Here is a 26,394-nt window from a genome sequence, read left to right as displayed (position 1 = left end):
GCGCGCCTCACGGAAAAACGAGGTCGAGATTGCGCCAGTCCTTGGTGGCCGTGGCGCAGTTGCTGGCCCAGTCGGGCGAGTAATTCACATGGTCGGGCACCTGTACCGGCCAGAAGCAGGTGACGTAACAGTCGTAAATGTCGCGTTCGACCGGCTGGCACAGGCCCGCCGTGCCGCCGCCGGCATCCACTTCCCAGCCCGGAGAGAAGGACAAAGTGCAGCCCATCGGCACATGCGGGCGGGGCTGCTGCTGGAGGGCGACGACATCCTCCTCCATGTCTGCGGGCGTCTGCGCTGCTGCCGCCTCGATCTCGGCCACCGCCTCGTCGATCGCGCGCGCCTTTTTATTGATGGCACGAAGATGCTTCATGACAGGCCCTTTCGTTCAGCGAAGCGTTCGAGGAAGCCGGGATTCTGCACCGCCAGCACGCCGTAGATGCGCAGGCAGGTGTCGGTCCATTGCCGTATCCAGTCGCAATAATGAAGGTTGGCATGGCCGGTGTCGCCATAGCGGACGAAGGCCTCATGATGGCATCCGCCCGCGCAGAGCGGCCGCGCCCAGCAGCTCTGGCAGTCATATTTCGCCTCGACATGGCCCTTTTTCAGGAACTCGCCTTGCTTGGCCCGGTCGATACCGCTGGAGACATGACCCATCGTGTGCGTGTCGGCATCGGTGAAGCGATGGCAGGGGGACAGGTCGCCCGACGGACTGACCCCCATCAGGCCCAGGCCCGCGCCGCAGGGATGCGATTTGTTGACGCCGGAAATCAGTTCGCTGATCGTCTCGCTGACATTAGTGAAACCATGGACCTGCCCACGCAGGGCATAGTCGAGCCATTCGTCGGCCAGCGCGGTGAACTGCGCCAGCACACTGTCCATACCGTTGGCATCCAGCGAATAGGCGCGCTCCTCGCCCGTGGTGACGGGGGCGAAGCCGACTTCGTGGAAACCCAATTCGTCCTTCAGATGGCGGAAGATGCGCACCACGTCCGTCACACCTTCGGTCAGCGTCACGCGGGCGGTGATGGCGCGGGTCTTGTGGTGGGCGATCAGGGTGCGCAGGCGCGGTTCGATCACCGCATAGCTGCCCTTGCCATTCTTGTAGACGCGATGCTTGTCCTGCACTTCCGGCGGACCATCCATCGAGACGGTGACGCCGATCCGGTTATCGGACAGGAAGGTGACGATATCCGGCGTCAGCAGTGTGGCGTTGGTGGTGAGACTGTAGGTGATCCCCTTCCCCGCCGCCGCCGTCGCTTCATTGGCATAGTCCACCACATCGCGCAGCAGGCGGAAGTTCATCAGCGTTTCGCCGCCGAAGAAGGTGATATGCACCGCCTTGCGCCCGACCGCTTCGGCGATCAGCAGGTCGACCGACGCCTTCGCCGTTTCCAGCGTCATATATTTGGGCTTGCCCGCCGGCGTGGCGATCTTGTCCGCGCCGAATTCATAGCAATAGGTGCAGGCAAGATTGCACTGGTTGGTGACGTTCAGCACCAGCGCCTGAAGCGGGAAATCGGCGGGCGGGGCCGATGGCATGACCGGCGCGGCAACGCCCAGTTGGATTAGTCGCGCGGCGCGCAGTTCCCGCACCAGCGCTTCGGCGTCAGCGGGTTCGCGCCCATCGGCCACCAGTTCGCGGATGAGCGCCGCATGGGTCAGTTCCTGCCCGTCCAGGCGAGAGAGGACCGCCTGCACATCGGCATCGATTTCGAAGATTGCGCCGGCGCTCACCAGATAGACGAACTGGCTGCCGCCGGCTTCGAACCCATGATATTCCGCCCTTGCATAGGCAGGCAGGGCCTGCATCACGGTCATCGCGACACCTCCGGCTGATCGAAACGCTGATACATGGGGACGGTCACGACCAGATAGGCGCGAGCGCTCAAGGGCTTGCCGAACTTGTCCTTCGCGCTCTTCGCCGTAGCGACCGCCCAGACCTCGCCATAATTGTTGCGGGCGAAGCGGCGAGCGGGGTTCGGTCCTTCTTCGCCGGGAGTGAAGAAAGCGGTGGGGCTGAGCGCGCCCACATATTTCATGTCGTCATCATAGGAGACGGTCATGAACTCCTGCATCGCCCAGTCGGCCTCGATAGGCCCCAATGCCACATCGTCCCCGGTGTTGGGTTTGCCGTCTAGGCCATTATCATAGCCGATCGCTTCGAACTGCTGATATCCCTTGGCAAACTTGATGCCGCCAAGCCGGGCGAGCGCGGTTTCCGGCGTCGCCTTGATATAGTCGATATTGCGATAGACCGGGAAAGCCTGTTCCAGCACGGCACCGGCCAGCGCAACGTCGCGCTGGCCCGATGGCGCGGCGGACGCCACGTCAGCGGTCACGACCAGTTCCTTCGGGCTGGCCGAGACGATCTTCGTCACGGTGACGCCTGCGCCCAGATCGATATCGGCGGCGGTCGGCGCGGCGGGCAGATTGTTGCCGAGGATGCGAAGCTGCACGCCCTTCGTCCCGGCCTTCACCGGTCCCGGCGTCACCGCCAGGATCGTCGGCGCGGCGGTCGCGCGGACCAGCTTCACATCATAGCCGAATTCCTGATATTCGCCCCAGAACCAGCGGCCCTGTGCGCTCTGCTGGTCGGGCGCGAACCACAACGTCTCGCGCGCTGCGCTGCCCAGATCGTCGGGCTTTGCCGCAGTCGCTCCGCCCTTGGACGAACCGCGCCAGCTATAGCCGGCATAGAGGATGCCGGTGCCGGTGCGGCTGATCGCAGCGCCGTCGGTCAAGGATCGCATGGTCGCGCTGGTGGTGAATTCATCGGCGGCCTTGCCCGGCGCGACATTCAGTTCGCCGACGAACTTGCCCTTCCCCGGCACCGACGCGACCACCAGCCATTCGCCGGCAAGGCGCGGTGTGCGCTGGCGTGCGCTCCACGCCGCCCATTCGGGCGTGTGGAGGCCCGCCACCTTGGGCAGGTAGGTCAGCGCATATTCGCCGCGCGTCAGCTTGTCCTTGGGATCGCGACCGGCGGGCTGTTCCGCATCTTCGGCCGGGCGACGATATTGGGCATCGGCTTGCGAATAGAGGGCGACGTGCAGATCCTGCAACGTCTTCCATTCCAGCTTCGACCGGCGCCAGGACAAGGGCTGCGCATAGGCATGGCAGGAAGCGCAGGCGCCGCGCATCGTCTCATTGGGCAGGGCCTCGTCGATGATCCGCTTTTCGGGCAGATACATGACCGGCCGGGCTTCTTCGGGCGCAAGGCCATGGGAGGATGCGAGAGACTTGACGATCGACCGGCTTTCCTCCGGCGTGATGTCCAGGCCGTTGAGGCGCACCATCCGCTTGATCGCCTGCGCCCAGCCTTCCGGGGTAGTGCGGACCCAACTGATGCGGGACAAGTTGCCCTTGTCATCGGCGCTGTGACAGCTGCCGCATTTTTCCTTCACCAGCGGGTCCGCAACGGGGATGCCCGCTTCCGTCTCTTTCATGGTGGCGCTGTCCGGGCCGTTATCGCCCTGCGCGAATACGACCGACGCGGAAAACAGCGCCAGCAGGCCCAACTTCGTGACGGGAAGCCGCTTCACCCTTATGTCCCCCTTCGCACCCGACATTTTGCCTTGGGTGCATATCGAAAGCCTCGGCAGACGCTCTTACGGCGTCACATTTTCGATAACGTACAGCCTCATGATAATCCGCCATATAAAATTTGACGATTGTCATGATTTTTATTCCGCTACACTGCTGGTCCAGGCCATGTCCGAATGCCGCTGCCCTGATCCGACTGGACAGGAGGGGGCGGATCGGCATTGAATGGCGGCAGGGAAAAGAGACAGGGTAGGCATATGGCGGTCAGCTTCACGGTGAATGGGGAAAAGCGGCAGGTCGATGGCGATCCGGCCAAGCCGCTGCTGTGGGTGTTGCGGGAAGATCTGGACATGGTCGGCACCAAATTCGGCTGCGGCGCTGGCTTGTGCGGCGCCTGTACAGTGCATCTGGACGGCGATGCGGTGCGATCCTGCCAGACGCCGCTGGGCGATGTGAACGGCATGGCGATCACCACGATCGAGGGCGTGCAGAAGAGCGATCCGGGCAAGCGCATCACCGCCGCCTGGATTAAGCTGGACGTGCCGCAATGCGGCTATTGCCAGGCCGGACAGATCATGAGCGCCACCGCCTTGCTCGCCACCACGCCCAAGCCCAGCGACGAGGAGATCGACGCGGCAATGATGGGCAATCTGTGCCGCTGCTCCACCTATGTCCGTATCCGCGCTGCGATCAAGGACGCGGCCGGCATCATGGAGGCCAAGGCATGAGCGCGGCCACTTTATCCCGCCGGGGCTTCATCTCTGCTTCGCTGCTGGCAGGCGGCGGATTGCTGTTCGACCTCAATATGCCGGTCGCCCGTGCGGCGGACGGGACGCCGGTGATTCTGACCGCCTTCATCCGCATCCTGCCCGACAATCGCGTCATCATCGGCGCGAAAAATGCGGAGATCGGCCAGGGCGCCAAGACGATGCTGCCGATGCTGATCGCCGAGGAACTGGACGTCGACTGGACGCAGGTGACGATCGAACAGACCCATGCCGACGCCAAGATTTTCGGCGGGCAGAGCGCGGGCGGCAGCCGCACCACGCCGCGCGAATGGCTGCCCACGCGGCAGGCGGGCGCAGCAGCGCGCGCGATGCTGGTCGCGGCGGCGGCGCAAGGCTGGGGCGTGGCGCCGGAAACGCTGAAGGTGGCGGGCGGCATCGTGACCGATCCGAAATCGGGGAAATCGGCGACCTATGCGTCGCTGGCGGTGGCGGCGGCGAAACTGCCTGCCCCCGATCCCGCAACATTGAAACTGAAAGACCCGGCGGATTTCCGCATCATCGGCCAGTCGATCGGCGGCGTCGATACGCCTGCCATCGTGACGGGAAAGCCCCTGTTCGGGATCGATTTCAAGCTGCCGAACATGCTCTACGCCGTGCTGGAAACCTGCCCGGCGCATGGCGGCATCTATAAATCGGCCAATCTGGATGCGGTGAAGGCGCTGCCCGGCATCACCCATGTCCTGACGATCAAGGGCGATGGCACGCCCGAATCCGGGTTCGATGGTGTCGCCATCCTCTCGAAAAGCTGGTGGTCCGCCAATCAGGCGCGCGAGACGCTGAAGGTCGACTGGGATGTGAGCGCCGTCAGCGGCTTTTCCACCGAAGCCTATGCCGCGCAGGCGGCCGAACGGCACAAGGGCAAGGCCGATGGCGACATCGTGCGGACCGGAGACGTCGCCGCCGCCTTTGCCGGTGCAGCGAAGACGGTCAGCGCCGATTACAGCTATCCCTTTCTGGCGCATGGCACGCTGGAACCGCAGAACTGCACGGCCCTGTTCCAGGATGGCGCCGTCGAAATCTGGGCGCCGACGCAGAATCCGGAAAGCGGGCGCGCGCTGGTGGCCAAGGCGCTGAACCTGCCGCCCGAAAAGATCCGCATCAACTTTACCCGCATCGGGGGCGGATTCGGTCGGCGGCTGATGAACGATTATATGGTGCAGGCGGCATCGATCGCCGCGCAAGTGCCGGGCACGCCGGTCAAGCTGCTGTGGAACCGGCAACAGGATATCCAGCGGGATTTTTACCGCCCGGCCGGCTGGCACGGTTTCCGCGCGGCGCTGGACAAGGATGGCGCCTTGACCGGCTTCCACGATCATTTCGTGACCTTCGGCAAGGACGGCAAGCCGGTGCGATCGGCGGAAATGCCCGCCAGCGAACTGCCCGCCGGGCTGATCGACAATGTTCTGCTGGAACAGAGTTTCCTGACCACCAACATGCCCACGGGCTGGTTGCGCGCGCCCGGCTCCAACGCTCTGGCCTTCGTCTATCAGGCTTTTCTGGATGAAGTGGCGGATGCAGCGGGAAAGGATCTACCGACGCTGATGCTGGAGATATTGGGCGAACCGCGCGAATTGCCGCGTGGCCCGAACGCGCCGCCCTTCGTCACCAGCCGCGCTAGGGGCGTGATCGAAAAGGCCGTCGCCATGGGCGGCTGGGCGGACCGCAAGGCTTTACCCAAGGGGACCGGCAAGGGCTTTGCCTTCTATTACAGCCATATGGGCTATTTCGCCGAGGTGCTGGAAGTCGCGATCGTCGATGGCATGCCCAAGGTGAAGACCGTCTGGGTCGCGGGCGATGTCGGCAGCCAGATCATCAACCCGGTCAACGCCCTGCATCAGGCGCAGGGATCGGTGATCGAGGGGCTGGGGCAGGCGCTGGCCGGGCAGATCATCACCCAGGTCGATGGCGCGGTCGAACAGGCCAATTACGATACCCACCCCTTCCTGCGGATCAACGACGCGCCGGAAATCATCGTGGAGTTCGTGAAGACGCCCTATTCGCCCACCGGCCTTGGAGAACCCGCGCTGCCGCCGGTCATCCCGGCGCTGGTCAACGCGATTCACGCCGCGACCGGGAAACGCATTCGCAGCCTGCCGGTGACGGCGGAGATGCTGGCCTGACTCTGCTACGGCAGTATCGGGCCGATCATAGTCGCTTCAGAGCAAGGTCAGTTGCGCCACCGGGGCGAAGCTGCGGCGATGGAGCGGGGTCGGGCCGTGGGTGCGCAACGCCGCCATATGCTTGGCGCTGCCATAGCCCTTGTTCGTTTCCCAGCCATAATGGGGATAGTCGGCCGCCGCCGCGATCATCATCCGGTCGCGCTCTTCCTTGGCAAGGATGGAGGCGGCCGCGATCGACAGGCATTTGGCGTCGCCCTCCACTATCGCAGTGGAGGCCCAGCGCCATTGGGGGCAGCGATTGCCATCGACCAGCACATGCGCGCAGTCACGGCTCAGCGCCTCGACCGCGCGGGTCATGGCCAGCATCGTCGCCCAGAGGATGTTGATCTCGTCAATTTCCTCGACACTCGCGATGCCGATGCCCCAGCAGAGGGCCCGCGCCTTGATCTCGCCTTCCAGCATAGCGCGCTTCTTTGCACTGAGTTGCTTGGAGTCGTTGAGGCCATCGGGGCAATCCTCCGCCCGCAATATGACAGCGGCGGCGACCACGGGGCCGGCCAACGGTCCCCTACCCGCTTCGTCCACCCCGGCGACGAGGCCGGGATGGTGCAGCGCTTCATGCGCGAAATCAGGCATCGGAATAACGCGCAGCGAAGGCCGCCGCGTCCCAGCCATCGCCATCCTTCGCAGCGAGCAGGTGATAGAAAGGCGTCAGTCCCAGCGCATGCCCCATGGGACCATGGCCCTGCCCTAGGCCCGGCGCGGCGACGAGCGCACTCGCGACGAACGCTTCCGCCCGATCAACCGCATCCGCCAACGACAGGCCGCCGCCTAGTCCGGTCGCAACGGCACTCGCCAATGTACAGCCCGTGCCATGACTGTGGCGCGTCTCGATCCGCTTGATCGAAAAGTCGGCGACCATATCCTCATCGACCAGCAGGTCGTGGATTAGCGGGCGATCATCCTCCGCCTGCTGCGGCAGATGCCCCCCCTTTGCCAGGATCACCGCGCCGGTGCGTTCGCGCAGGGATTGCGCGGCGTCCTCCAGTGCATCGAGATCTAGGATGCCCTGGCCAGTCAACGCTTCAAGTTCCGGCACATTGGGGGTGATGACGGTGGCGACCTGCATCAGCTTTTCGAAGGCAGCGATGGTCGCGTCATCGGCCAGCAGCGAACCGCTGGTCGCGACCATGACCGGATCGAAGATGATCGGCACATTGCTCAGTCGTGCGAGGCGATCGGCCACGGCATTGGCCGTCTGCGCGCTGCCGATCATGCCGATCTTCACCGCGTCGACGCCGATGTCGCTGATGCAGCTTTCCATCTGGGCCAGCACCATGTCGGTGGGGATCGGGTGGACGCCCTGCACGCCCAGCGTGTTCTGGGCGGTGATCGCAGTGATCGCCGTCATGCCGAAGCCGCCGAGCAAGGTCACGGTCTTGAGGTCCGCCTGAATGCCGGCGCCGCCTCCGCTGTCGGAGCCGGCGATGATGAGGATGCGGGCAGACTTCATCCCTTGAAATGCCGCTCCGTCGAGGCGGGGTTATTGGCCAGCGCTTTGCCGACACGCGACGGACGATCCATCAGTTCGCCTCCGCAATTGGGGCAGCGATCATCCAGCGCCTCCGCACAGGGCGCGCAATATGTGCATTCGAAGGAGCAGATGAAGGCGCCGGGTTCGTCGGCAGGCAGATCGACGCCGCAGCGTTCGCAATCGGGGCGCATTTCAAGCATGATCGAACCGCCGGGAAGAAGAAGTGAAACCCCAGCTTTCGCTGGGATGACGAAGAATATGCGTCATCACGCCGCCGCCTTTTCGACTGCCGCGCAAATGCGTTCGACCACATCCTTCACCTGATCCTCGCGGTCGCCTTCGGCCATGACGCGGATGACGGGTTCGGTGCCGGAGGGGCGGATGACGAGGCGACCGGCGCCGTTCAGTTCGGCTTCGGCCTGCGCGATGACGCGCTTTACGTCGTCATGTTCCAGCGGCCTGCCGCCGGAAAAGCGGACATTTTTGAGCAATTGCGGGACGGGATCGAACTGGTGCAGCACTTCGCTGGCGGGCTTGCCGGAGCGGACCAGCGCGGCCAGCACCTGCAACGCCGCGACCGTGCCGTCGCCGGTGGTGGCATAGTCCGACAGGATCATGTGGCCCGACTGTTCGCCGCCGACGTTGAAGCCCCCCTCGCGCATGCGTTCCAGCACATAGCGGTCGCCGACCTTGGTGCGTTCCAGCGCAATGCCCTGCCCCGTCAGGAAGCGTTCAAGGCCGAGGTTCGACATGATCGTCGCGACGAGGCCGCCGCCGCGCAGCGTGCCTTCCCGCGCGAAGTTGGCGGCGATCAGGGCCATGATCTGATCGCCGTCGACGATCTTGCCCTGTTCGTCCACCACGATCAGCCGGTCGGCGTCGCCGTCCAGCGCGATGCCGATATCCGCGCCCGAAGAGACGACGGTTTCCTGCAAGAGCAGCGGCGCGGTGGAGCCGCAGCCGTCATTGATGTTGGTGCCGTTTGGCGTAACGCCGACCGCGACGACGGTGGCGCCCAGTTCCCATAGCGCGGAGGGCGCCACCTGATAGGCGGCGCCATTGGCGCAATCGACCACGATCTTGAGGCCGTCGAGCCGCAGGTCGGCCGGGAAGCTGGACTTGACCGCATGGATATAACGGCCACGGGCATCCTCGACCCGGCGGGCACGGCCGATATCCTTGGAGGGGGCAAGCGGGATATCCTGATCCAGCAGCGCCTCGATCTTCAGCTCATCCTCGTCCGACAGCTTGTAGCCGTCCGGGCCGAACAGCTTGATCCCGTTGTCGAAATAGGGATTGTGGCTGGCGGAGATCATGACGCCCAGATCGGCGCGCATCGAATGGGCAAGCAGCGCGACAGCGGGCGTCGGGATCGGGCCGAACTGGACCACATCCATGCCAACGGCGGTGAAGCCGGCGACCAGCGCATTTTCGACCATATAGCCCGACAGGCGGGTATCCTTGCCGATGACGACGCGGTGACGGTGGCTGCCGCGCAGGAAATGGGTGCCGGCCGCCATGCCGACCTTCATCGCCAGGTCGGGGGTCATGGGCCATTGGTTGGTGCGGCCACGGATGCCGTCTGTGCCGAAATATCGCCTGCTCACAAAGCTCTCATCTTCCTCGGGGTCATTCCCCACTCATCCGTTCGTCCTGAGTAGCCGCTGAGCCTGTCGAAGCGGCGTATCGAAGGACATGCGTCGTGTAACCCTTCGATACGGGCCTTCGACTTCGCTCAGACCCTACTCAGGCCGAACGGGAAGGGGAAGCATCAAGTTTTTCTCAGTCGACAATCTGCGTCCCCGAAGGCATCCGGGCCGGATGGAAAATTTCAATGCCTTTGTCGACGGCCTGTCCGCCGCCGTCTTTTTCAAGGTGCCGCTGTTTGGCGCGCAGATCGAACTGATCGTGCTCTATCTGGCGTTGCCGATGCTGTTCTTTACGCTGTGGCTGGGTTTCCCCAATGTCCGCCATGTCGGGCGGGCAATCCGCATCCTGCGCAGTCAGCCGCAACATGGCGAGGCGAAGGGCGATGTCAGCCAGTGGGCGGCGCTCTCCACCGCACTGTCGGGCACGATCGGGCTGGGCAACATTGCGGGCGTCGCGGTGGCGCTGACCATGGGCGGGCCAGGCGCGATATTGTGGATGTTCATCATCGGCTGGTTCGCCATGACGGTGAAGATGGCGGAAGTGACACTGGGCCTGAAATATCGCGTCTTCGACAGTCGAGGTCATGTGCATGGCGGACCGATGTATGTGCTCAAGGCCGTGGGCGCGGCGCGGGGCTGGCCGAAGCTGGGGATCGTGCTGGGCGGCGCCTATGCCTTTTTCGCCTTGTTCGGCGCGATCCCGATGGTGCAGGTCAATCAGAGTTTCGCGCAGGTGAAGGTCGTGACCGGCCTGACCAATGGCTGGGCCTATGGCGTGTTTCTGGCGGGCGCCGTGGCGCTGGTGACGCTGGGCGGCGCGGCCTGGCTGGGCGAAGTGTCGAAGCGACTGACGCCGCTGAAGGTCGCGGTCTATCTGGCGGGCGTGGCGGCGATCCTGATCCTGCATGTGACCGAAATTCCGAGCGCGCTGGCGCTGATCTGGAATGGTGCTTGGAGTGGCAGCGCAGCAACCGGCGGCGCGGTCGGCGCGTTCGTGGCCGGGATGCGGCGCGCGGTCTTCGCCAGCGAGGCGGGCGTGGGGTCTGCGGTGATGGCGCATAGTCTGGCGCGGGCGGAACATCCTGTGTCGGAGGGGCTGGTCGCATTGCTGGAACCGCTGCTGGGCACGATGATCGTCTGTGCGCTGGGCGGGCTAGCGCTGGTGGTCGCGGGGACATGGAATACGGGGCTGGAGGGGATTGCGATCACGTCGGCCGCCTTTGCCAAGGTTTCGCCCTGGTTCCCCTGGCTGCTGGCGGTGGTGGTGTTCCTGTTCGCTTATTCAACGCTGGTGGCGTGGGGCTTTTATGGCTTGCAGGCCTGGGGCTATCTGTTCGGCAATGGCCCCAAAGCGCAGTGGGTTTACAAGATCCTTTATGTCGTCGCTCTGCCTCCGGCCGCGGCGATCGATCTGGGCCGGGTGGTCGGCATTGTGGACAGCAGTTTCTTCCTGATGGCCATTCCCAATGTCATCGCGCTCTATCTGTGCGCCGGGGAATTGCGGCGGGACGTGCGGGACTATCTGGCGAAGGGTGAGGCTTAACTTCGCATATTTCCCGTAAATCGTGACATTTCGTTGCGCGCGGGTGATCCTATCGGAAAGTCTCCAACATTCTCGTCATTGCGAGCGAAGCGAAGCAATCCACGTAGTGCCGGGTGGATTGCTTCGCTTCGCTCGCAATGACGATGAACATATTGGCACCCTCGCAACAGAGTAGCCATTTCTCGTCCTATAGGACAGAAATGCAAAAGGCCCCGCTCCATAGGAGCGAGGCCTTTTTCGTGCAGACGGTTCAGCGTCAGATCTTGTCGCCGAACGCGCCCTTGACCGATCCGGACACATCCTGGACGGTGCCCTTGGCCTTCTGCGCCTTGCCTTCGGCTTCCAGGCGTTCATTGTCGGTCGCCTTGCCGATGCCTTCCTTGATGGCGCCAGCGGCCTTGTTGCCTGCGGCCTTCAGCTTGTCGGTTGCTTCGCCCATGTCGATACTCCTTGGCTAGGGGGTTTGGAGTATCAACGATGCATTGCACAAAGGGTTGCCGCCGATACGCAGGCGAAACAAAGCTTTACAGCGGCTTTTCGTATATCTGGTAGATCTTGTTCACCGTGCTGTTGATGGCGTCGGCAATGGCGTTCATGCCTTGGTTATCGTCCAGCACCCAGCCGATCTCGCCACGGGTCGAGCCATAATGGGCTACCGCTTCCAGACGGATCGTCTCGATCATCATGAAGGCAAGCTGACTGGCCATGCGCGAGCTTTGCAGCCGCTGCACCACGCCCATCAGTGGCACGCGCATCGTGTGCGCCTTGGGCTTGCGCAGCCATTTCAGCAGCTTGATGAAGCCGAACGGGAAGAGCGAGCCGTTCAAGGACTTGGTCGCTTCGTTGAGGTCGGGCAGCGTCATCATGAAGGCGACCGGCTCGCCATCCAGTTCGGCGATCATGATCAGATCTTCGAACACGATGGGCTTCAATTTCTTGCCGGTATGCGCGACTTCCTCGTCCGTGATCGGCACGAAGCCCCAATTATTGCCCCAGGCGTCGTTCAGGATCGACAGGATGATCGCGGCTTCCTTGTCGAATTTCGACTTGTCGACCTTGCGAATGGTGATGCGCGCGTTTTTATGGCCCGACTGGACGATGCGCTGGATCAGCGGCGGAAAGCTGTTCGTGATGTCCAGTTCATAGGTTTTGAGCTGCTTGGCCGGGGCATAGCCGGCGCCTTCGATCATCGCCTGATAGGCGGGGCTGTTATGGCCCATCATCACCGTGGGCGGATGATCATGGCCGGCGATCAGCAGGCCCGGTTCCTCCCAGATGGAGAGCGAGATCGGCCCCAGCACGCGGGTCATGCCCTTGCCGCGCAGCCAGTCTTCCGCCGTCGCGATCAGCGCCGCGCCGACCGCCGCATCCTCCGCCTCGAACAGGCCGAAATTGCCGGTGCCCGGCCCCATGCCCTGTTCCACCGGCTGCTGGAGCGCCAGATGATCGATATGGGCGGAAATGCGGCCGACGACGGTGGAACCGCGCCGGGCGAGGAAATATTGCGCCTCGGCATGGCCGAAAAAGGGGTTTTTCCCCGGCGTCAGCAATTCCTTCACCTCGGCCTTGAGCGGCGGCACCCAGTTGGCATCATTGGCATAAAGCCGCCAGGGCAGATCGATGAAAGCCTTGAGGTCGGCCTTGCCGGAAACGGGGGTAATGACCAGATCGTTATGCGCCACGGGTGCCGCCTTCGAAGAAAAATGGATTGCGGTGCAGTTCGGCGCTTGTTTGCGGAATGTCAATCACGGGACGGAAACAGGCGGGTACACAAGTGAATATGTCATGGTGCTGCCATGATATCAGCGCATTTGGAAGCTAGGACCGGCCGCATGACAGTGCATGATCCCATTCTTGCCGCCGCGCAAAAGGCGCGGGCGGCGATCCCTGACGACAACGCCATGCTGCGTGCCGCGGCCGAGATGTCGCGCGAATATGCGGTGGCCAATCCGCACATCTACTGGCCCGACATGCTGGCATCCGCCCTGATCGGCTGGGGCGCGATGGCCGGTGCGATGCTGGTGAACGATGTGGCCGTGGCGATCGGCTGCGCCTTCGTGGCGATGCTGGCGCTGTATCGCGCGGCGAGCTTCATTCATGAGCTGACCCATATCCGCAAGGGCGCCCTGCCCGGCTTCCGCTTTGGCTGGAATCTGCTGGTCGGCATTCCGCTGATGATCCCGTCCTTCCTCTATGAAGGCGTGCATACCCAGCATCATGCCCGCACGCGCTATGGCACAGCGGAAGACCCGGAATATCTGCCGCTGGCGCTGATGAAGCCCTGGTCGTTGCCGCTGTTCATCCTCGTCGCATCGCTGGCGCCGGTGGGGCTGATCCTGCGCTTTGGCGTGCTGACGCCGCTGTCGCTGCTGATCCCGCCGCTGCGGCGCAAGGTCGTCGCGGAATTGTCGGCGCTGTCGATCAATCCGGCCTATCGCCGTCGCACCCCCGAAGGCGACTTCGCGCGCATGTGGCATTGGCAGGAAGCAGGCTCTAGCCTGTTCGCGCTGGCGCTGGTGGGCAGCGTCTTCGCTTTCAGCTGGAAGCCTTTGCTCGTTTATATGGCAATCCATTCGGCCATGACCGTCATCAACCAGTTGCGCACGCTGGTCGCCCATCTGTGGGAGAATGAGGGCGAGGCGATGACCGTAACGGCGCAATATCTGGACTCGGTCAATGTGCCGCCGCCCGGATATCTGCCTGCTTTGTGGGCGCCGGTGGGGCTGCGTTACCATGCGCTGCACCACCTTCTGCCCAGCGTCCCCTATCATGCGCTGGGCAAGGCCCATGCCCGGCTGATGGCGACGCTGGCGGCGGACTCGCCCTATCACAAGGGCAATTATCGCGGGATGATGCCGCTGGTGGGGAAGATCGCGCGGAGCACGATGGGGGTGCGTTAAAGCATCGCGCGCAATATCTATCCGTTCGCCCTGAGCCTGTCGAAGGGCTGTACTTCTTGAACAAAAGAGCAAGGCTTCGACAGGCTCAGCCCGAACGGGTACTATTTAAGGCTCGATGCTCCAATGGAAGCGGCGCGGGTCAACGCAACCTCGCGCAAGCCCACCCCCTGGCCCCCTCCCGCTTGCGGGAGGGGGAACACGAGTGCGAACTGAATCAGCCGACTGCACGCAATCGCATAATTTTTCCAGTTGCGGGTTGAAACGGGATTTCCGCCGCCCATATGGTGGCTGTTCCGGTCCCTTTCCCCTCCCCCTGACGAGGATCGGAACGCCCCTACGAAGGCCCCGCGCGACGTCCCTTGGTCGCCGGGGCCTTTAATTTGCCCTACTCTTCCGTTCGGAACAGCACGGTTTCCCCGACCAGCAGGAACAGGAAGAAGGGCGCCCAGGCAGCCAGGATCGGCGGATAGGCGCCCAGGCTGCCCATCGCGAGCGAGAAATTATCCGCCACGAAATAGGCGAAGCCCAGCGCCATGCCCATCACCGCGCGGATGAAAAGCTGGCCCGAACGCGCCAGACCGAAGGCCGCGACCGATCCCAGGATCGGCATCAATAGCGCGGAGAGCGGCCCGGAAATCTTGTGCCACAGGCTGCCTTCCAGTTCCGCCGTCGGACGTCCGGCATCGCGCAGGTCGTTGATCGCGGACTGCAATTCGCTGAAGGTCAGCGCGTCGGCATCGACCTTTGCCAGGGTGAACTGGTCGGGGCGGATATCGCGGCCGAATCGCACCGTGCCGACATCACGCATCGTCCCGCGCGCGACATCAAACTGGCGGGCATTTTCCAGCAACCAGCTTTTGGTCGCGGCGTCATAATGACCCTTGGGCGCCTGGACGATGGTGATCAGGCTGTTGTTGATGCGGTTGTAAATCTCGACCTTGCGCAGTTGCACGGCGGTTCCGCGCCCCGCGACGATCGCGACATTGACCAGATTATTGCCGTCCCGCACCCAGGGATTGGCCTTCACACCGCTCTCGGCCGGCACCGGGCCATAATCCACCGCCTGCCAGGCGCTGAGCGCGGCGGTGGAGCGCACCACGATCCGTTCGTTGAAGACGAAGCTGAGCGCGGAAATGCCGAGCGCGGCGACGACGAGCGGCGCCAATATCTGATGCGCGGACAGGCCCGCCGCCTTCATCGAGATGATTTCGCTATTCTGGTTCAGCGTCGCCAGCATGATCAGCGTGCCGAGCAGAACCGAGAATGGCAGGAATGTGGCAGCAATCTGCGGCGCGCGCAGGCCGGCATAATGCCACAGTTGCGCGTCGCCATTGCCCGCATAGGCCAATATGTCGCCCGATTCGCCCAGCAGGTCGAGCGTCAGCAGGATCGCCACCAGCATCGCCAGCACGGCGAAGGTCCGAGTGAAGAACAGCTTCATCATGTAGAAGCTGATCTGGCGCGAGGGGAAGAAGTCGAGATTCATGGGGTCAGGCCGCTCCTTCCGCGGGCGCGCGTCGCCGACGCAGGCTGAGCAGGCGGACGACCTGCTTGCCGAGCTTGCCAAAGGCATATTCCAGCGCGCCGATCGGCTGGCCGCCGGGGCGGTGCGCAATCACATGATACATCCACAATACCAGTGCGGAGGCGACCAGGAACGGCCCCCATAGCGCGAAGATCGGGTCGATCTTGCCCAGCGCGCCAACGCTTTCGCCATATTGGTTGATCTTGTGATAGGTCACGATGAAGATGATCGACAGGAAGACGCCCAGCGCCGATGTGGATCGCTTGGGCGGAACGGCAAAGGCCAGCGCCGCCAGTGGCAGCAACAGCATGAAGACCACCTCCACCATGCGATAATGGAAATTGGCGCGCACTTCATCCTTCAGCTTCTGCGGCGTTTCGGCGCTGCGGCCCATGACCACCAGTTCGGGAATCGTCTTTTCCCGGTCGACGTCGCGACCCCGGAAATTTTCGATCTGGGGCAGGTCGATCGGCAGGTCATGGCTGGAGAAGGACAGGATGCGCGGCGTCTTGTATTTGGGGCCGTCATTCACCAGCACGCCGTCGCGCAGGCGGAAGATGATGGTGTCGGGATCGTCCGTCGCCAGGAAGGTGCCCTGCGCCGCCGTCACCGCGACCGACTGGCCGTTGCTGCTGTTGGCGCGGACGAAAATGCCCTGAAGATTGCGGCCTTCGTCCCGGCTGCGTTCGATGCGCATGGTCATGCGCTTACCCATGGTGGTGAACTCGCCGACCTTGATCGATGCGCCCAGCGCGCCCGACCGCAATTCGAAGCGCAGCGCCTCATAGGCGTGGCGGGACAAGGGCTGGACGAAGCCGACGATGCCGAAATTGATGAGCGCCAGCGCGATCGCATACATATAGGGCACGCGCAGCAGCCGGCCATAGGACAGGCCCACCGCGCGCATCACGTCCAGTTCCGACGTCGTCGCCAGCTTGCGGAAGGCGAGCAATATGCCCAGCATCAGCCCGATCGGGATGGCCAGCGACATATATTCGGGCAGCATATTGGCGAGCATGCGCCACACCACGCTGACGGGGCCGCCCTGCGCCGCGACAAAATCGAACAGGCTCAACATCTTGTCGAGCATGAACAGCATCGCGGCGATCACCAGCGTACCAATCATGGGCACGGCGATCAGGCGGGCGAGATAACGGTCGGTGGCGGTCAGCATTCTCTAAGTCGTCGTCCCATCACCATGATTTGGCCGCAAACCCATCCCATATGCGAGTCAGGTAAGCGGGGCGAACAGGGGCTCGCCAACCGGGTCATGCCGGTGGCTATAGCTTCCAGGAGTCTGATGGTCATGTTGAAAGTTGCACTGGGTCTGATGTCGGTAGTAGCGCTGGTCGCTTCTGTCCCGGCGATGGCCCACGGGCAGGAAATTGCCAATGATCTCGAACGCTGCGGCGCGAGTGCACGGGGACCGGCGGTGCTGGTCGATGTGCGCGGCTTCGTGGCGGCGACCGGCAAGGTCCGTATCCAGTCCTATCCCGCCACGAAATCCGCCTGGCTGACCAAGGGCGAATGGCTCAATCGAATCGAAACGACGGTCCGTCCGGCGGGCGGCGCGATGCGTTTTTGCCTGCCGGTGCCGCAGGCTGGCGAATATGGCATCGCCGTGCGGCATGACCGCGACGGCAATGGCAAGACCGACATTTCCCGCGACGGCGGCGGATTTTCCAACAATCCGTCGATCAGCATCTTCAACCTGGGCAAGCCCGGCGTGGAGAAGGCGGCGTTCCATGCTGGCCCCGGCGTGACGAAAATCACGATCAACCTCAAATATATGTGATCCGAAAAGATGGTCTGCGTCGCGCTCCTGTCCAACCCCAAGTCCACGGGCAACCGGCAGACACTTCCGCGCGTGCGCAGCTATTGCGCCAGCAATCCGGACATCTTCCACTATGAAGTGGAGCAGGTCGACCAGATTGGCCGCGCATTCCAGACCATCGCCCGCGTCAATCCGGCCGTCATCGTCATCAATGGCGGTGACGGCACGGTGCAGGCGTCGCTGACCGAACTCTATCAGGGCGAGCATTTCAAGGGTCGCGTCCCACCGATCGCGGTGCTGCCCAATGGCAAGACCAACCTGATCGCCCTCGACCTCGGCATTCATGGCGACCCGATCAAGGCGCTGGAACGGATCGTCGAAATCGCCAAGGCGGGCGTTGCCGACCATGTGGTGGCGCGCGAACTGATCGCCCTGTCGGATGGTGCGGTCGGCAGCCGGCCGGTGCTGGGCATGTTTCTGGGCGGCGCGGGGCTGGCTGATTACATGCTCTATTGCCGCAACCAGATTTATCCGCTGGGCCTGTCCAATGGGCTGAGCCATGTCATCACTGCGCTCGCGGTGATATTCTCGCTGCTGTTTGGCATCCGCGCTAAATTCCTGCCGCCGTCGAGCCGCCCGGTCAGCATATCGCTGATCCGCGAAGGCCAGTTGGTGGGGCGCTTTGCGGTGCTGATCGTGACGACGCTGGAGCGACTGCTGCTGGGTGTGGACCCCGGCGACAGCCGTCGCGGCAATATGAAACTGATGGCGGTGGACCAGAGCCTGCCCGCTTTGTTCCGCCTGATCTGGGCCAGCCTGTTCAAGCGGGTGGGCAAGCACAAGATGCAGGGCATCCATCTGGAGCAGGGCGACGTCATCCGCATCGAGGGCGACCGCAGCAGCGTGATCCTGGACGGCGAATTGTTCGAAGCGTCGGAAGGCAAGCCGATCGTGCTGCGATCGACCGAGCCGGTGCCGTTTCTGAGACTGGCGGCTTAGGGCGGGGTCCGTCCAATTCGGGATAGCGCCGAATTGCTATAGAAAGCTGCCACTGAGAGGCATAGTTTGGCCAGCATGTTCCCAAGCAGTCTGCTTGCCGCAACGGCCGCGTTCATGGCCCCTGTAGCGCCACTTGACGGACAGGTGAACGCTGCAATCTGGAACGATTTGCAAGCCAATGCGATGATCGGGAATGGTGATCGGCTCGCAGCGCTATGGGCAAACGCGGGAAATGAAAAGCCGTTAACGCTTCATATCGAACAGCTACAATGCGGACAGCAAAAGGCCGTGCTGCAATGTTCCTTCACGCTGGCGCGTGATGGAGGGCAAGTCACCGTTTTTGGGGAGGATTCGCCAGAGCATTTGCGATGTGTGGCTTCTTTCGAAAAGAGTGCGGATATGTGGCACGTTATCCATCAACCGCCAAAGAAGCGCAGGGGCCACAGCCAGAGCTCTATGAACTGCCAACGCCTGGAAAGCTAACTGCGGCCAATCGCCTCTCCTTTAATGTGAGCAAAACCTACCCCCCCAAACGCCGGTGCCGCCAGTGCCCTTGCGTGGTCGCGGATGCCGGAGGGCCAGTCTTGCGACAGGGAGGTGAACAGTTCCCCGTCCTTTGCGAAGAGGGCACGGATCGCCGCTTCATAGTTGGGGCGGTCGCCTGCCATGGCGGTCATGAAATGATAGGCGGCGTCCATCGCCGCGCGGGGGCTGGGCGTAGTGGCGCTGGCCTTTCGCGCGTCCTCGACCAAGCGGCGGAGCGTGGCGGAGGCGCCGCCGGGCTGCGTGGCGAGCCAGTCCCAGTGGCGGGGCAACAGCGTCACTTCGCGTGGTTGGACGCCGAGTTTCGGACGCCCCCTGCCCCGCGCTTCCTCGATAGCGGGGCCGCGCAGGTCGATGTCCACCTGACGGCCGGTTGCATCGTCGAACAGCAGGATATTCTGGGCTTCATCCCCCATGGCGCGCAGCGCTTCGCGCACTTCGCCTTCGTCGCCCGTGGCGATCCACAGGTCGCCTGCGAAAGCCGTCAATGTTCGTTCCATGCCGAGTCTCCTTCGGCATGGGTTATTATTACCCGGATTTTATTGAGTCAATATGATCCGGGTAATAATCAATCATCCTATTCCTGTCATTGCGAGCGCAGCGAAGCAATCCAGGGCGGACCATTGGATTGCTTCGCTGCGCTCGCAATGACGTATCGTTTAGAGGTCGCGCAATTCCACCCAGGTCGGGGCGTGGTCGCTGGCCTTTTCCCGGCCGCGAAATTCTTTGTCGACCTGGGCATCGATCAGGCGATCGGCGGCGGCGGGGCTGAGGAGGAGATGATCGATGCGGAAGCCTGCGTCGCGCGGCCAGCTGTTCGCCTGATAGTCCCAGAAAGTCCAGACACCGCCATTGGGGTGGCGGCTGAGGATCGAGTCGGTCCAGCCGTCGGCCAGCAGGCGGCGATAGGCGGCGCGGCTTTCCGGCTGCATCAGCGCGTCGTCCTGCATCGCCTTGACCGAGAATGTGTCCACGTCGCGCGGGATGACATTATAGTCGCCAGCCAGGATCGCGGGCACTTCCTCTGCCCAGATTTCGGCGGCGCGTGTCCGAAGGCGCTTCATCCAGCGGAGTTTATAGTCGAATTTGGGGCCGGGCTGCGGATTGCCGTTGGGCAGGTAGATGCTGGCGACGCGCACGCCCTTCACATCAGCCTCCAGATAGCGGCTATGTTCGTCCTCCGGCTCGCCTTCCAGACCCCGGCGCACCTCGACCGGGGTTTCGCCGCGCGCGAGGATGGCGACGCCATTGAACCCCTTTTGCCCATGCCAGATCACGCCATAGCCGGCGGCTTCGATATCCTTGACCGGGAAGGTTTCGTCGCTGGTCTTGATTTCCTGAAGGCAGGCGATGTCCGGGCGCGTTTCGTCCAGCCATTCCAGCAGGCGCGGCAGGCGCGCCTTGATGCCGTTGATGTTGAAGGTGGCGATGCGCATGGGTCAGTTTCCGTTCGTGCTGAGTAGGGGCTGAGCGAAGTCGAAGACCCGTATCGAAGCACCTCTATCCTTCGATACGCCATTTCGACAAGCTCAATGCGTGTCCTGAGCGCCTGCCTTAGCAGGCAGTCGAAGGGGCTACTCAGGACGAACGGAAAACCTCAATTTCGCGGTGCTATACCGAGAAGCTGGTGCCGCAGCCGCAGCCGGCGGTGGCGTTGGGATTCGTGACCTTGAACGCCTGTCCACCCAGATCCGACACGAAATCGACGGCGGAGCCGCGGACCAGATCGATGCTCACATCGTCCACCACCAGCGTCACGCCGTCGCGCTCGACCGTCAGATCCTCCGCCTCGATCGCTTCGGCGAGGCCAAAGCGATATTGGAAGCCGGAACAGCCGCCCCCCTCCACCGACAGGCGGAGAATCGCCGGCTTGCCCTGCTTGGCGGCGATGGCGGCCACGCGAGCGGCTGCGGACGGGGTGAGATCAATGTCGGACATGGAGCCTAGATAGGATCAAGCAAAAGGCCCGGCAACCCATGGGGCGCCGGGCCTTTTGCAAATTCGGTCAAAAAGCGATCAGTCGACCGCCTTTTCCTGCGCCTTGGTCGGGCCGCCCATGGCGAGCGGCGGCTTGCTGTTCATCGCGACCAGATAGTCGGGGCCGGCGACGAAGGGCAGCGGGTTGATGGCGGCGCCATCGACGCGGACTTCATAATGGAGGTGGCTGCCGGTGGAACGGCCGGTCGAACCCATCAGACCGATGATCTGGCCGCGCTTCACATAGGAGTTTTCGGCGACCAGCAGCTTCGACATATGGCCGTAGCGCGTTTCCATGCCGCTGCCGTGCGAAATCTGGACGAGATTGCCATAGCCGCTGGCCCAGCCGGCGCGGCTGATGATGCCGTCTGCCGTGGCGTGGATCGGGGTGCCGATCGGGCCGGGAATGTCGATGCCCTTGTGCATGCGGGCGGAGCGGTTGAACGGATCGGAGCGAACGCCGAAGTTCGAGGTCAGCGAGAGCTTTTCGACCGGGCGGCCCGACGGGATATAGGCTGCGGTCTTGGCATTGCCGTCCAGCCGCTGAAGGCTGGAGAAGAGATTGGAGAAGCCGACGTCGGAGGGGCCAAGCGGGCTGGTGTTGATTTCCGACGCATCGCCATAGGGATCGTCGGTTTCGGTGGCGCTGGCGGGTGCCGCTGCACAGAGCGCGCCGACCATGGCCATGCTGGCTAACGCCATTTTAACCTTGATGCCCGTTTGGAACAAATGCGACCGACGAGCATTAACCGTATGAAGTACCGACATGCAGACCCCGACTATGTCACCGGAGACTTATGTCGCTCGGTGCTTCCCGTGTTATGTATATGGCGACCTGGATCGCCCCCGCTGAGTGCAGACTGCAAATTGCCGGTCATGTTGCAAGCGCGGCGTAGAAATCTTCCGTCAAACCGGCCTGTCGACGCGCTGAGTCGTTGAACGGCGGCTTAACGCTGCCGCGAAAATGGCGTTTCACCAGCATTTGATAGTGGTTAGCGGATTCGACGCCCAATCGGTTCGTCGCCCAGCTAAACCATGTCGTCCCCGCTGACACGTGACGAATCTCGTCATGCATTATGCGTTGCAGCATCTTTGCCGTGGTCCTGTCGCCCACGCTTTCGAAGCGTTCGATGGTGGCGGGGGTGATGTCGAGCGCGCGGGCCTCCAGCACCATGGGGACGATGGCGAGGCGGGCGAGCGCATCGCCGGCCGTCTCCTCTGCCGCCTGCCACAGCCCGTCATGCGCGGGCAGCGCGCCATAATGACTGCCCATCTGCCGCAGCCGCCGGTCGAGCAGGGCGAAATGCATCGCCTCTTCCGCGCCGACCTGCATCCACTGGTTGGTGAAGTCGCGCGGAAATTCGCCACCGAAGCGACCGATCAGGTCGAAGGCCAGATCGATGGCGACAAATTCGATATGGGCCAGCGCGTGGAGCATGGCGATGCGTGCGCGTTCGGAGCCGATCTTGCCGCGGCGGGGCATCTGGCCGGGCGGCAGCAGTTCTGGCGTGGCGGGGCGTGCGGGCCGATCGGGCATGATCGCATCGAAGCGATGGGCGAGATGCCCCAGACGCCAGGCGCGCGCCACGGCCCGTGCCCCCATCAGCTTGGCATAAGGATCGGGCGTCAGCATCACATGGGCGCAGGCGGCGCCCACGCCGTCGATCGAAACCGGAAGGGTCAAAGCGCCTGCACCGCCTCCAGCACTTCGGCGGCATGCCCCTTCACCTTTACCTTGGGCCAGACGCGCAGGATCGTGCCGTCCGCGCCGGCCAGAAAGGTCGCACGTTCGATCCCCATATATTTGCGGCCATAGAGCGACTTTTCGACCCATGTGCCGAAGCCTTCGCAGGCATCGCCCGGCTCGTCCGACGCGAGGATGACGGTCAGGCCATATTTTTCGGCGAATTTCTTGAGCTTGGCCGGCTTGTCCTTCGAAATGCCGATCACCGGCACCCCGGCGGCGGCATATTCGTCGGCCAGCGCGGTGAAATCCTTCGCCTCATTGGTGCAGCCGGGCGTGTCCGCCTTGGGATAGAAATAGACGACCAGCGGCTTGCCGCGATAGCTTTCCAGCGTGAAGTCGACGCCATCGGCATCCTTGAGCGAGACGGCGGGCAGCACGCCCCCTTGTTCCAGCATCATCATTCCTCCTGATAGGGCGCGGCGAGCGCGGCCCAGGCCTGGCCGACGCATATCCGCGCCTGCGCATAGCTGGCAAGCAATCCATCCCAATCTTCCGCCCCGCAGGCGCGGGCGACCAGCGGCCTTGTCGCTTCGGGCGGTTCGGTGGATTTGGGCGAGACGAGGCGCGAGACGACGAGATAGCGGGTGATGAGGTCATGCGCGGCGATCAGGTCAGCAGGCAGATGGCCGGCGGCGACCAGTTCGCCCAGCGCGTTGCCCAGATCAGGATCGAACGCCATGCCGTGGCGGAACTGGGTGATGTGGATCAGAAATTCGAGGTCGACGAGGCCACCGGGCACCAGCTTGACGTCGAGGTCGCTGGCCGGGGGCTTATGTTTGACGATGTCGCCGCGCATCTTGACCGCCTGCCGCGCCAGTGCATCGAAGTCGCGGGGGCGCTGGAGCGTTTCGGTCAGCACCGCGTCGATCGCGGCGCGCGCCTGTGGCGAGCCGAAGACCGGTCGGGCGCGGGTGAGCGCCAGATGCTCCCAGGTCCAGGCTTCCTCGCGCTGATATTTGGCGAAACTGTCGAGGCTGACCGCCAGCAGCCCCTGCGCGCCGGAAGGACGCAGGCGGGTGTCGACTTCATAGAGCGGGCCGGACGCGGTGTGGACCGACAGGGCGTTGGTGATGCGCTGGCCCAGGCGATTGAAATATTGCGTGGCGCCCAGCGGCTTTGCGCCATCGGATTCGGTCGAAAAGTCGCCGGTGAAGAGATAGACGAGATCGAGGTCGGAGGCATGGGTCAGCACACCGCCGCCCATGCGGCCGAGCGCCAATATGATCATCTCGCCGCCCGGCACCTTGCCATGGGCCGCTTCGAATTCGGCGACGGTGGCGCTGGCCAGCGCCTCGATCGCGGCCTGCGCGACGCGGCCATAGCCTCTGCCCGCCTCCAGCGGATCACCGCCGCGAATAATCTGTGCGCCGATGGCGAAACGGCGGTCACCCACGCGCTGGCGCACCCGGTCGAGCAGCGTCTGATAATCTTCGCCCGGCTCCAGCGCGCCGAATTGCTTCGCCAGTGTCTCGACCGAGGGCGGCGGATCGAAGGCGGTGGCGTCGATCAGCCCGTCGAGCAATTCGGCGCGGCGGCTGAGCTGGTCGGCGAGCGTGGGGGCGTGGCTGAGCAGTTCGGCCAGCAGCTCGACCAGCGCCGGGCGGGCGGCGAGCAGCTTGAAGAAATTGATCGCGCTGGGCAGGCGACCGATCATGTCGTCCAGGCGATTGAGCGCGCGCGAGGGATCGGGCGCCTTGGCCAGCGTGCGCATCAGGCCGGGGAGCAGCGCCTCCAGCGCCTCGCGCGAGGGCGCGCTGCGCAGCGCGCGGATCGTGCCGCCGCGCCAGCGGGCGATGCGCGCGATCGGCGTGTCGGGATCGACGAAGCCAAGATCGATCAGTTGCTGCTTCAGCCGATCCTCATCATGGGACAGCGAGGCGTCCTCTTTCTCCGGACTGAGGCGGTCATAATTGCGGCCGACCCAGTCGACATGCGGCCGCAGAAGGTCCAGCAGGGCAGCGCTGTCGGGCAAACCGTGGAGCCGGGCGACATTGTCCAGACTGTCGGACAATTTGGGCAGTTCGTGGGTCTGGCGATCCTCGACCATCTGGAGCCGATGCTCGATGGTGCGGAAGAGGATATAGGCTTCGTCCAGTCGGGCGGCCACGTCGGCTTCGATGACGTTCGCCGCCGCCAGCGCGCGCAGCGCTTCGCGCGTGTTGCCCGACCGCAGCGAGGGATCGCGGCCGCCATGGATGAGCTGGTGGACCTGCGCGAAAAATTCGACCTCGCGGATGCCACCGCGCCCCCGCTTGAGGTCATAGCCGGGACCGAACGCCTGCCCCTGCGCATAATGGTCGCGGATACGGCGGGATATGTCGACGATCGCGTCGATTGCGCCGAAGTCGAGGCTTCGCCGCCAGACGAAGGGGCGGATCTGGCGCATAAAATAGTCGCCCAGCGCGATATCGCCGGCCGCCGGGCGGGCGCGGATGAAGGCCGCCTGTTCCCAACCCATGGCGGTCGATTCATAATAGCCGATCGCCGCCTCCACCGGCAGGGCGATCGGTGTGGCTTCAGGAGACGGGCGCAGGCGCAGGTCGACGCGGAAGACATAGCCATCGCCATCGCGCTGGGTCAGGAGTTCGCTCATCCGGCGGCCGATACGGACGGCGGCGTCGGCGACATCCTCCCGCTCATGATGCGGCAGGATCGTGGGATCATAGAGCAGGATCGGGTCGATATCGGACGAATAGTTCAGTTCGCGACTGCCATGCTTGCCCAGCGCGAGGACGACGAAGCCCTTATGCTCGGCATCGGGGTAGCGCTCCTGCATCGCGGCGGCGAGCGCTTCCTCCAGCGCCTGATCGGCAAAGTCGGACAGGGTGCGCGTCACCCGGTCCATATCCCAGGCGCCGGCCAGATCAGCGGCCGCGACGGCTAGGGCGATCGCCCCGCGCCGACGCCGAAGCGACCGGGCAACCCCATCATCCGGCGTGCCCGCTGCATGCGCCACTGCCAGCGCGCCATCGAAATCGGCTGCGGCCAGTCGTTCCACCACGGCCGGGTAACGGTCCAGCGCCCGGGCCAGAAAGGGCGAATGCGCCCGGATTCGTGCTTGGGTTTCCGACCAGTCCGTCACATTTTCTCTCCTTGGCCCTTTCCCGGTGCCGCGGCGATATCGCGCGGGCCTGCGACGAATGCCAGAAACTTTTACGGCGCATGACCGTTCTTGGGTCATGGAAATGCAGCGCAAAATATTTGGCCAGGGTGCCAGCGGAGGGGACGGCGGCAAAGGTCGCATGGTCACCGTCGCGCTGCCTACGCCCTATGAAGGGGTCGGCAATGCGCTGCGATCCACCTTCACGCCGGGACGTGAGGCGCTGCCTGACGATATGGCCGCGCTGCTGGCGAAACTGGACCGGCGCTAAGGGATAAGGGCTTTCTTTACTCCTTGGCTATAGGCTGCTGCGCCATCCCATTTCGATAAAAGCAGTCGCCCGCCATGATGTATCGCAACTTTGCCATCGCCATATTGCTCGCCGCGCCGATCATCGTGATGGGAGTGCAGTCGATCAAGCCAAAGCCTGCACAGCCCGCTGCAACGGCGGCCAGTGCGCAGCTAGCGGCGCCCGCTACAGCGGCCATCCCCTCCTATAGCGCACCAGAACAGCCCGCGCCTGCGCCGGCGCCTGCACTCGATGTTCCGGCCGGTGCGCCGATGCCCGATGCCGGAAAGCCGATCGCCGACATGTCGGGTGGCGGCTCCAACGATGCACTGACAGTTCAGATCGACGGCCAATAGGATAGGC

The 26,394-nt window shown here is 63.7% G+C and carries 27 protein-coding genes; 9 read left to right on the top strand and 18 right to left on the bottom strand.

Annotated features, from left to right (window positions below):
- Positions 1-7: 7 nt before the first annotated feature.
- The 3 genes from qhpC to peaA are packed head-to-tail and all read right to left on the bottom strand — an operon-like array spanning position 8 to position 3,542.
- Entirely contained in the window at positions 8-370 is a 363-nt protein-coding gene (gene qhpC / locus BMY84_RS04590; protein ID WP_093081029.1) for a quinohemoprotein amine dehydrogenase subunit gamma, read from the bottom strand.
- Positions 367-1,818, bottom strand: coding sequence for a quinohemoprotein amine dehydrogenase maturation protein (gene peaB / locus BMY84_RS04585; RefSeq protein WP_093081026.1), 1,452 nt, complete (start codon positions 1,816-1,818; stop codon positions 367-369). The genes qhpC and peaB overlap by 4 nt, the downstream gene beginning before the upstream one ends.
- Positions 1,815-3,542: a quinohemoprotein amine dehydrogenase subunit alpha gene (peaA, locus tag BMY84_RS04580; RefSeq protein WP_093081024.1), complete on the bottom strand. Its 1,728-nt coding sequence runs from the start codon at positions 3,540-3,542 to the stop codon at positions 1,815-1,817. The genes peaB and peaA overlap by 4 nt, the downstream gene beginning before the upstream one ends.
- Positions 3,543-3,800: 258 nt before the next feature.
- On the opposite strand from peaA, the gene BMY84_RS04575 reads away from it, so the two are divergent.
- A complete protein-coding gene (locus tag BMY84_RS04575; protein ID WP_093081021.1) occupies positions 3,801-4,271 on the top strand; it encodes a (2Fe-2S)-binding protein in 471 nt (156 codons plus the stop codon).
- Positions 4,268-6,451, top strand: a complete 2,184-nt coding sequence (locus BMY84_RS04570; protein WP_093081017.1) for a xanthine dehydrogenase family protein molybdopterin-binding subunit — start codon at positions 4,268-4,270, stop codon at positions 6,449-6,451. Before BMY84_RS04575 ends, BMY84_RS04570 begins: the two co-directional genes overlap by 4 nt.
- A gap of 36 nt (positions 6,452-6,487) precedes the next feature.
- Here BMY84_RS04570 and BMY84_RS04565 read toward each other — a convergent pair whose 3' ends face one another.
- The 4 genes from BMY84_RS04565 to glmM form a co-directional block, all read right to left on the bottom strand.
- Positions 6,488-7,087: a ribonuclease HII gene (locus BMY84_RS04565; protein ID WP_093081757.1), complete on the bottom strand. Its 600-nt coding sequence runs from the start codon at positions 7,085-7,087 to the stop codon at positions 6,488-6,490.
- Positions 7,080-7,964, bottom strand: a complete 885-nt coding sequence (gene thiD / locus BMY84_RS04560) for a bifunctional hydroxymethylpyrimidine kinase/phosphomethylpyrimidine kinase (protein WP_093081014.1) — start codon at positions 7,962-7,964, stop codon at positions 7,080-7,082. The genes BMY84_RS04565 and thiD overlap by 8 nt, the downstream gene beginning before the upstream one ends.
- On the bottom strand, positions 7,961-8,185 hold the full coding sequence (locus BMY84_RS04555; RefSeq protein ID WP_093081012.1) for a DUF1272 domain-containing protein: 225 nt from the start codon (positions 8,183-8,185) through the stop codon (positions 7,961-7,963). The genes thiD and BMY84_RS04555 overlap by 4 nt, the downstream gene beginning before the upstream one ends.
- 66 nt (positions 8,186-8,251) lie before the next feature.
- The gene (gene glmM, locus BMY84_RS04550; protein WP_093081754.1) at positions 8,252-9,592 is read right to left on the bottom strand and encodes a phosphoglucosamine mutase; all 1,341 of its coding nucleotides are present in this window, start codon (positions 9,590-9,592) and stop codon (positions 8,252-8,254) included.
- 214 nt (positions 9,593-9,806) lie between these two features.
- On the opposite strand from glmM, the gene BMY84_RS04545 reads away from it, so the two are divergent.
- On the top strand, positions 9,807-11,177 hold the full coding sequence (locus BMY84_RS04545; protein WP_093081009.1) for an alanine/glycine:cation symporter family protein: 1,371 nt from the start codon (positions 9,807-9,809) through the stop codon (positions 11,175-11,177).
- A 256-nt stretch (positions 11,178-11,433) separates the two neighbouring features.
- Here the strand turns inward: BMY84_RS04545 and BMY84_RS04540 are convergent, their stop codons facing one another.
- On the bottom strand, positions 11,434-11,616 hold the full coding sequence (locus tag BMY84_RS04540; protein WP_093081006.1) for a CsbD family protein: 183 nt from the start codon (positions 11,614-11,616) through the stop codon (positions 11,434-11,436).
- 85 nt (positions 11,617-11,701) lie between these two features.
- The gene (locus tag BMY84_RS04535; protein ID WP_093081004.1) at positions 11,702-12,859 is read right to left on the bottom strand and encodes an N-acetyltransferase; all 1,158 of its coding nucleotides are present in this window, start codon (positions 12,857-12,859) and stop codon (positions 11,702-11,704) included.
- Positions 12,860-13,009: 150 nt separating this feature from the next.
- Between BMY84_RS04535 and BMY84_RS04530 the strand changes: the two genes are divergently transcribed.
- Positions 13,010-14,077 carry a fatty acid desaturase family protein gene (locus tag BMY84_RS04530; RefSeq protein ID WP_093081001.1) on the top strand — a complete coding sequence of 356 codons (1,068 nt, stop codon included), beginning with the start codon at positions 13,010-13,012 and terminating at the stop codon, positions 14,075-14,077.
- Positions 14,078-14,462: 385 nt separating this feature from the next.
- Here BMY84_RS04530 and lptG read toward each other — a convergent pair whose 3' ends face one another.
- Both lptG and lptF read right to left on the bottom strand, forming a co-directional pair.
- A complete protein-coding gene (gene lptG / locus BMY84_RS04525; RefSeq protein WP_093080999.1) occupies positions 14,463-15,563 on the bottom strand; it encodes an LPS export ABC transporter permease LptG in 1,101 nt (366 codons plus the stop codon).
- A gap of 4 nt (positions 15,564-15,567) precedes the next feature.
- On the bottom strand, positions 15,568-16,776 hold the full coding sequence (gene lptF, locus BMY84_RS04520; protein ID WP_093080996.1) for an LPS export ABC transporter permease LptF: 1,209 nt from the start codon (positions 16,774-16,776) through the stop codon (positions 15,568-15,570).
- Between the two features lie 126 nt (positions 16,777-16,902).
- Between lptF and BMY84_RS04515 the strand changes: the two genes are divergently transcribed.
- The 3 genes from BMY84_RS04515 (at position 16,903) to BMY84_RS04505 (ending at position 18,858) form a co-directional block, all read left to right on the top strand.
- The gene (locus BMY84_RS04515) at positions 16,903-17,397 is read left to right on the top strand and encodes a DUF2141 domain-containing protein (protein ID WP_093080994.1); all 495 of its coding nucleotides are present in this window, start codon (positions 16,903-16,905) and stop codon (positions 17,395-17,397) included.
- A 9-nt stretch (positions 17,398-17,406) separates the two neighbouring features.
- Positions 17,407-18,375 carry a diacylglycerol/lipid kinase family protein gene (locus BMY84_RS04510; protein WP_093080991.1) on the top strand — a complete coding sequence of 323 codons (969 nt, stop codon included), beginning with the start codon at positions 17,407-17,409 and terminating at the stop codon, positions 18,373-18,375.
- A 66-nt stretch (positions 18,376-18,441) separates the two neighbouring features.
- Positions 18,442-18,858: a hypothetical protein gene (locus BMY84_RS04505; protein ID WP_143074979.1), complete on the top strand. Its 417-nt coding sequence runs from the start codon at positions 18,442-18,444 to the stop codon at positions 18,856-18,858.
- Here BMY84_RS04505 and BMY84_RS04500 read toward each other — a convergent pair.
- From BMY84_RS04500 to BMY84_RS04470, 7 genes are all read right to left on the bottom strand, one after another.
- On the bottom strand, positions 18,855-19,418 hold the full coding sequence (locus BMY84_RS04500; protein ID WP_093080986.1) for a DUF2239 family protein: 564 nt from the start codon (positions 19,416-19,418) through the stop codon (positions 18,855-18,857). The genes BMY84_RS04505 and BMY84_RS04500 overlap by 4 nt on opposite strands.
- 159 nt (positions 19,419-19,577) lie before the next feature.
- Positions 19,578-20,354: an exodeoxyribonuclease III gene (gene xth / locus BMY84_RS04495; protein WP_093013330.1), complete on the bottom strand. Its 777-nt coding sequence runs from the start codon at positions 20,352-20,354 to the stop codon at positions 19,578-19,580.
- Between the two features lie 175 nt (positions 20,355-20,529).
- Positions 20,530-20,856, bottom strand: a complete 327-nt coding sequence (erpA, locus tag BMY84_RS04490) for an iron-sulfur cluster insertion protein ErpA (protein WP_093013334.1) — start codon at positions 20,854-20,856, stop codon at positions 20,530-20,532.
- Positions 20,857-20,934: 78 nt separating this feature from the next.
- Positions 20,935-21,663, bottom strand: coding sequence for a M23 family metallopeptidase (locus BMY84_RS04485; RefSeq protein WP_177203892.1), 729 nt, complete (start codon positions 21,661-21,663; stop codon positions 20,935-20,937).
- Between the two features lie 106 nt (positions 21,664-21,769).
- Positions 21,770-22,579, bottom strand: coding sequence for a ferritin-like domain-containing protein (locus BMY84_RS04480; RefSeq protein WP_093080981.1), 810 nt, complete (start codon positions 22,577-22,579; stop codon positions 21,770-21,772).
- A complete protein-coding gene (gene bcp / locus BMY84_RS04475) occupies positions 22,576-23,037 on the bottom strand; it encodes a thioredoxin-dependent thiol peroxidase (RefSeq protein ID WP_093081752.1) in 462 nt (153 codons plus the stop codon). Before bcp ends, BMY84_RS04480 begins: the two co-directional genes overlap by 4 nt.
- 2 nt (positions 23,038-23,039) lie before the next feature.
- Entirely contained in the window at positions 23,040-25,724 is a 2,685-nt protein-coding gene (locus BMY84_RS04470) for a bifunctional [glutamine synthetase] adenylyltransferase/[glutamine synthetase]-adenylyl-L-tyrosine phosphorylase (protein WP_093080979.1), read from the bottom strand.
- Positions 25,725-25,827: 103 nt separating this feature from the next.
- Here BMY84_RS04470 and BMY84_RS04465 point away from each other — a divergent pair, with 103 nt between their 5' ends.
- Together BMY84_RS04465 and BMY84_RS04460 are read left to right on the top strand one after the other, a co-directional pair.
- Positions 25,828-26,013, top strand: coding sequence for a hypothetical protein (locus tag BMY84_RS04465; protein ID WP_371262394.1), 186 nt, complete (start codon positions 25,828-25,830; stop codon positions 26,011-26,013).
- Between the two features lie 74 nt (positions 26,014-26,087).
- Complete coding sequence (locus tag BMY84_RS04460; protein ID WP_143074978.1) at positions 26,088-26,387, top strand: hypothetical protein; 300 nt, start codon at positions 26,088-26,090, stop codon at positions 26,385-26,387.
- The last annotated feature ends 7 nt before the right edge of the window (positions 26,388-26,394 follow it).

It is taken from the genome of Sphingobium sp. AP50, from assembly GCF_900109095.1.
In the GTDB taxonomy this organism is placed as follows: Bacteria; Pseudomonadota; Alphaproteobacteria; order Sphingomonadales; family Sphingomonadaceae; genus Sphingobium.
The sequence above is the reverse complement of the archived record's forward strand: the minus strand, read 5'-3'. Positions and strand labels throughout refer to the sequence as shown.

What these genes read in the sequence shown, in the direction of transcription:
- BMY84_RS04575 (WP_093081021.1), top strand. Translation starts at nt 3,801, where the DNA reads ATGGCGGTCAGCTTCACGGTGAATGGGGAAAAGCGGCAGGTCGATGGC.
- bcp (WP_093081752.1), bottom strand. Translation starts at nt 23,037, where the DNA reads ATGCTGGAACAAGGGGGCGTGCTGCCCGCCGTCTCGCTCAAGGATGCC.
- lptG (WP_093080999.1), bottom strand. Translation starts at nt 15,563, where the DNA reads ATGAATCTCGACTTCTTCCCCTCGCGCCAGATCAGCTTCTACATGATG.
- BMY84_RS04540 (WP_093081006.1), bottom strand. Translation starts at nt 11,616, where the DNA reads ATGGGCGAAGCAACCGACAAGCTGAAGGCCGCAGGCAACAAGGCCGCT.
- BMY84_RS04510 (WP_093080991.1), top strand. Translation starts at nt 17,407, where the DNA reads ATGGTCTGCGTCGCGCTCCTGTCCAACCCCAAGTCCACGGGCAACCGG.
- xth (WP_093013330.1), bottom strand. Translation starts at nt 20,354, where the DNA reads ATGCGCATCGCCACCTTCAACATCAACGGCATCAAGGCGCGCCTGCCG.
- peaB (WP_093081026.1), bottom strand. Translation starts at nt 1,818, where the DNA reads ATGACCGTGATGCAGGCCCTGCCTGCCTATGCAAGGGCGGAATATCAT.
- BMY84_RS04530 (WP_093081001.1), top strand. Translation starts at nt 13,010, where the DNA reads ATGACAGTGCATGATCCCATTCTTGCCGCCGCGCAAAAGGCGCGGGCG.
- BMY84_RS04485 (WP_177203892.1), bottom strand. Translation starts at nt 21,663, where the DNA reads ATGTCGGTACTTCATACGGTTAATGCTCGTCGGTCGCATTTGTTCCAA.
- BMY84_RS04565 (WP_093081757.1), bottom strand. Translation starts at nt 7,087, where the DNA reads ATGCCTGATTTCGCGCATGAAGCGCTGCACCATCCCGGCCTCGTCGCC.
- BMY84_RS04465 (WP_371262394.1), top strand. Translation starts at nt 25,828, where the DNA reads ATGCAGCGCAAAATATTTGGCCAGGGTGCCAGCGGAGGGGACGGCGGC.
- lptF (WP_093080996.1), bottom strand. Translation starts at nt 16,776, where the DNA reads ATGCTGACCGCCACCGACCGTTATCTCGCCCGCCTGATCGCCGTGCCC.
- qhpC (WP_093081029.1), bottom strand. Translation starts at nt 370, where the DNA reads ATGAAGCATCTTCGTGCCATCAATAAAAAGGCGCGCGCGATCGACGAG.
- BMY84_RS04460 (WP_143074978.1), top strand. Translation starts at nt 26,088, where the DNA reads ATGATGTATCGCAACTTTGCCATCGCCATATTGCTCGCCGCGCCGATC.
- BMY84_RS04570 (WP_093081017.1), top strand. Translation starts at nt 4,268, where the DNA reads ATGAGCGCGGCCACTTTATCCCGCCGGGGCTTCATCTCTGCTTCGCTG.
- BMY84_RS04545 (WP_093081009.1), top strand. Translation starts at nt 9,807, where the DNA reads ATGGAAAATTTCAATGCCTTTGTCGACGGCCTGTCCGCCGCCGTCTTT.
- BMY84_RS04515 (WP_093080994.1), top strand. Translation starts at nt 16,903, where the DNA reads ATGGTCATGTTGAAAGTTGCACTGGGTCTGATGTCGGTAGTAGCGCTG.
- BMY84_RS04500 (WP_093080986.1), bottom strand. Translation starts at nt 19,418, where the DNA reads ATGGAACGAACATTGACGGCTTTCGCAGGCGACCTGTGGATCGCCACG.
- BMY84_RS04555 (WP_093081012.1), bottom strand. Translation starts at nt 8,185, where the DNA reads ATGCTTGAAATGCGCCCCGATTGCGAACGCTGCGGCGTCGATCTGCCT.
- erpA (WP_093013334.1), bottom strand. Translation starts at nt 20,856, where the DNA reads ATGTCCGACATTGATCTCACCCCGTCCGCAGCCGCTCGCGTGGCCGCC.
- thiD (WP_093081014.1), bottom strand. Translation starts at nt 7,964, where the DNA reads ATGAAGTCTGCCCGCATCCTCATCATCGCCGGCTCCGACAGCGGAGGC.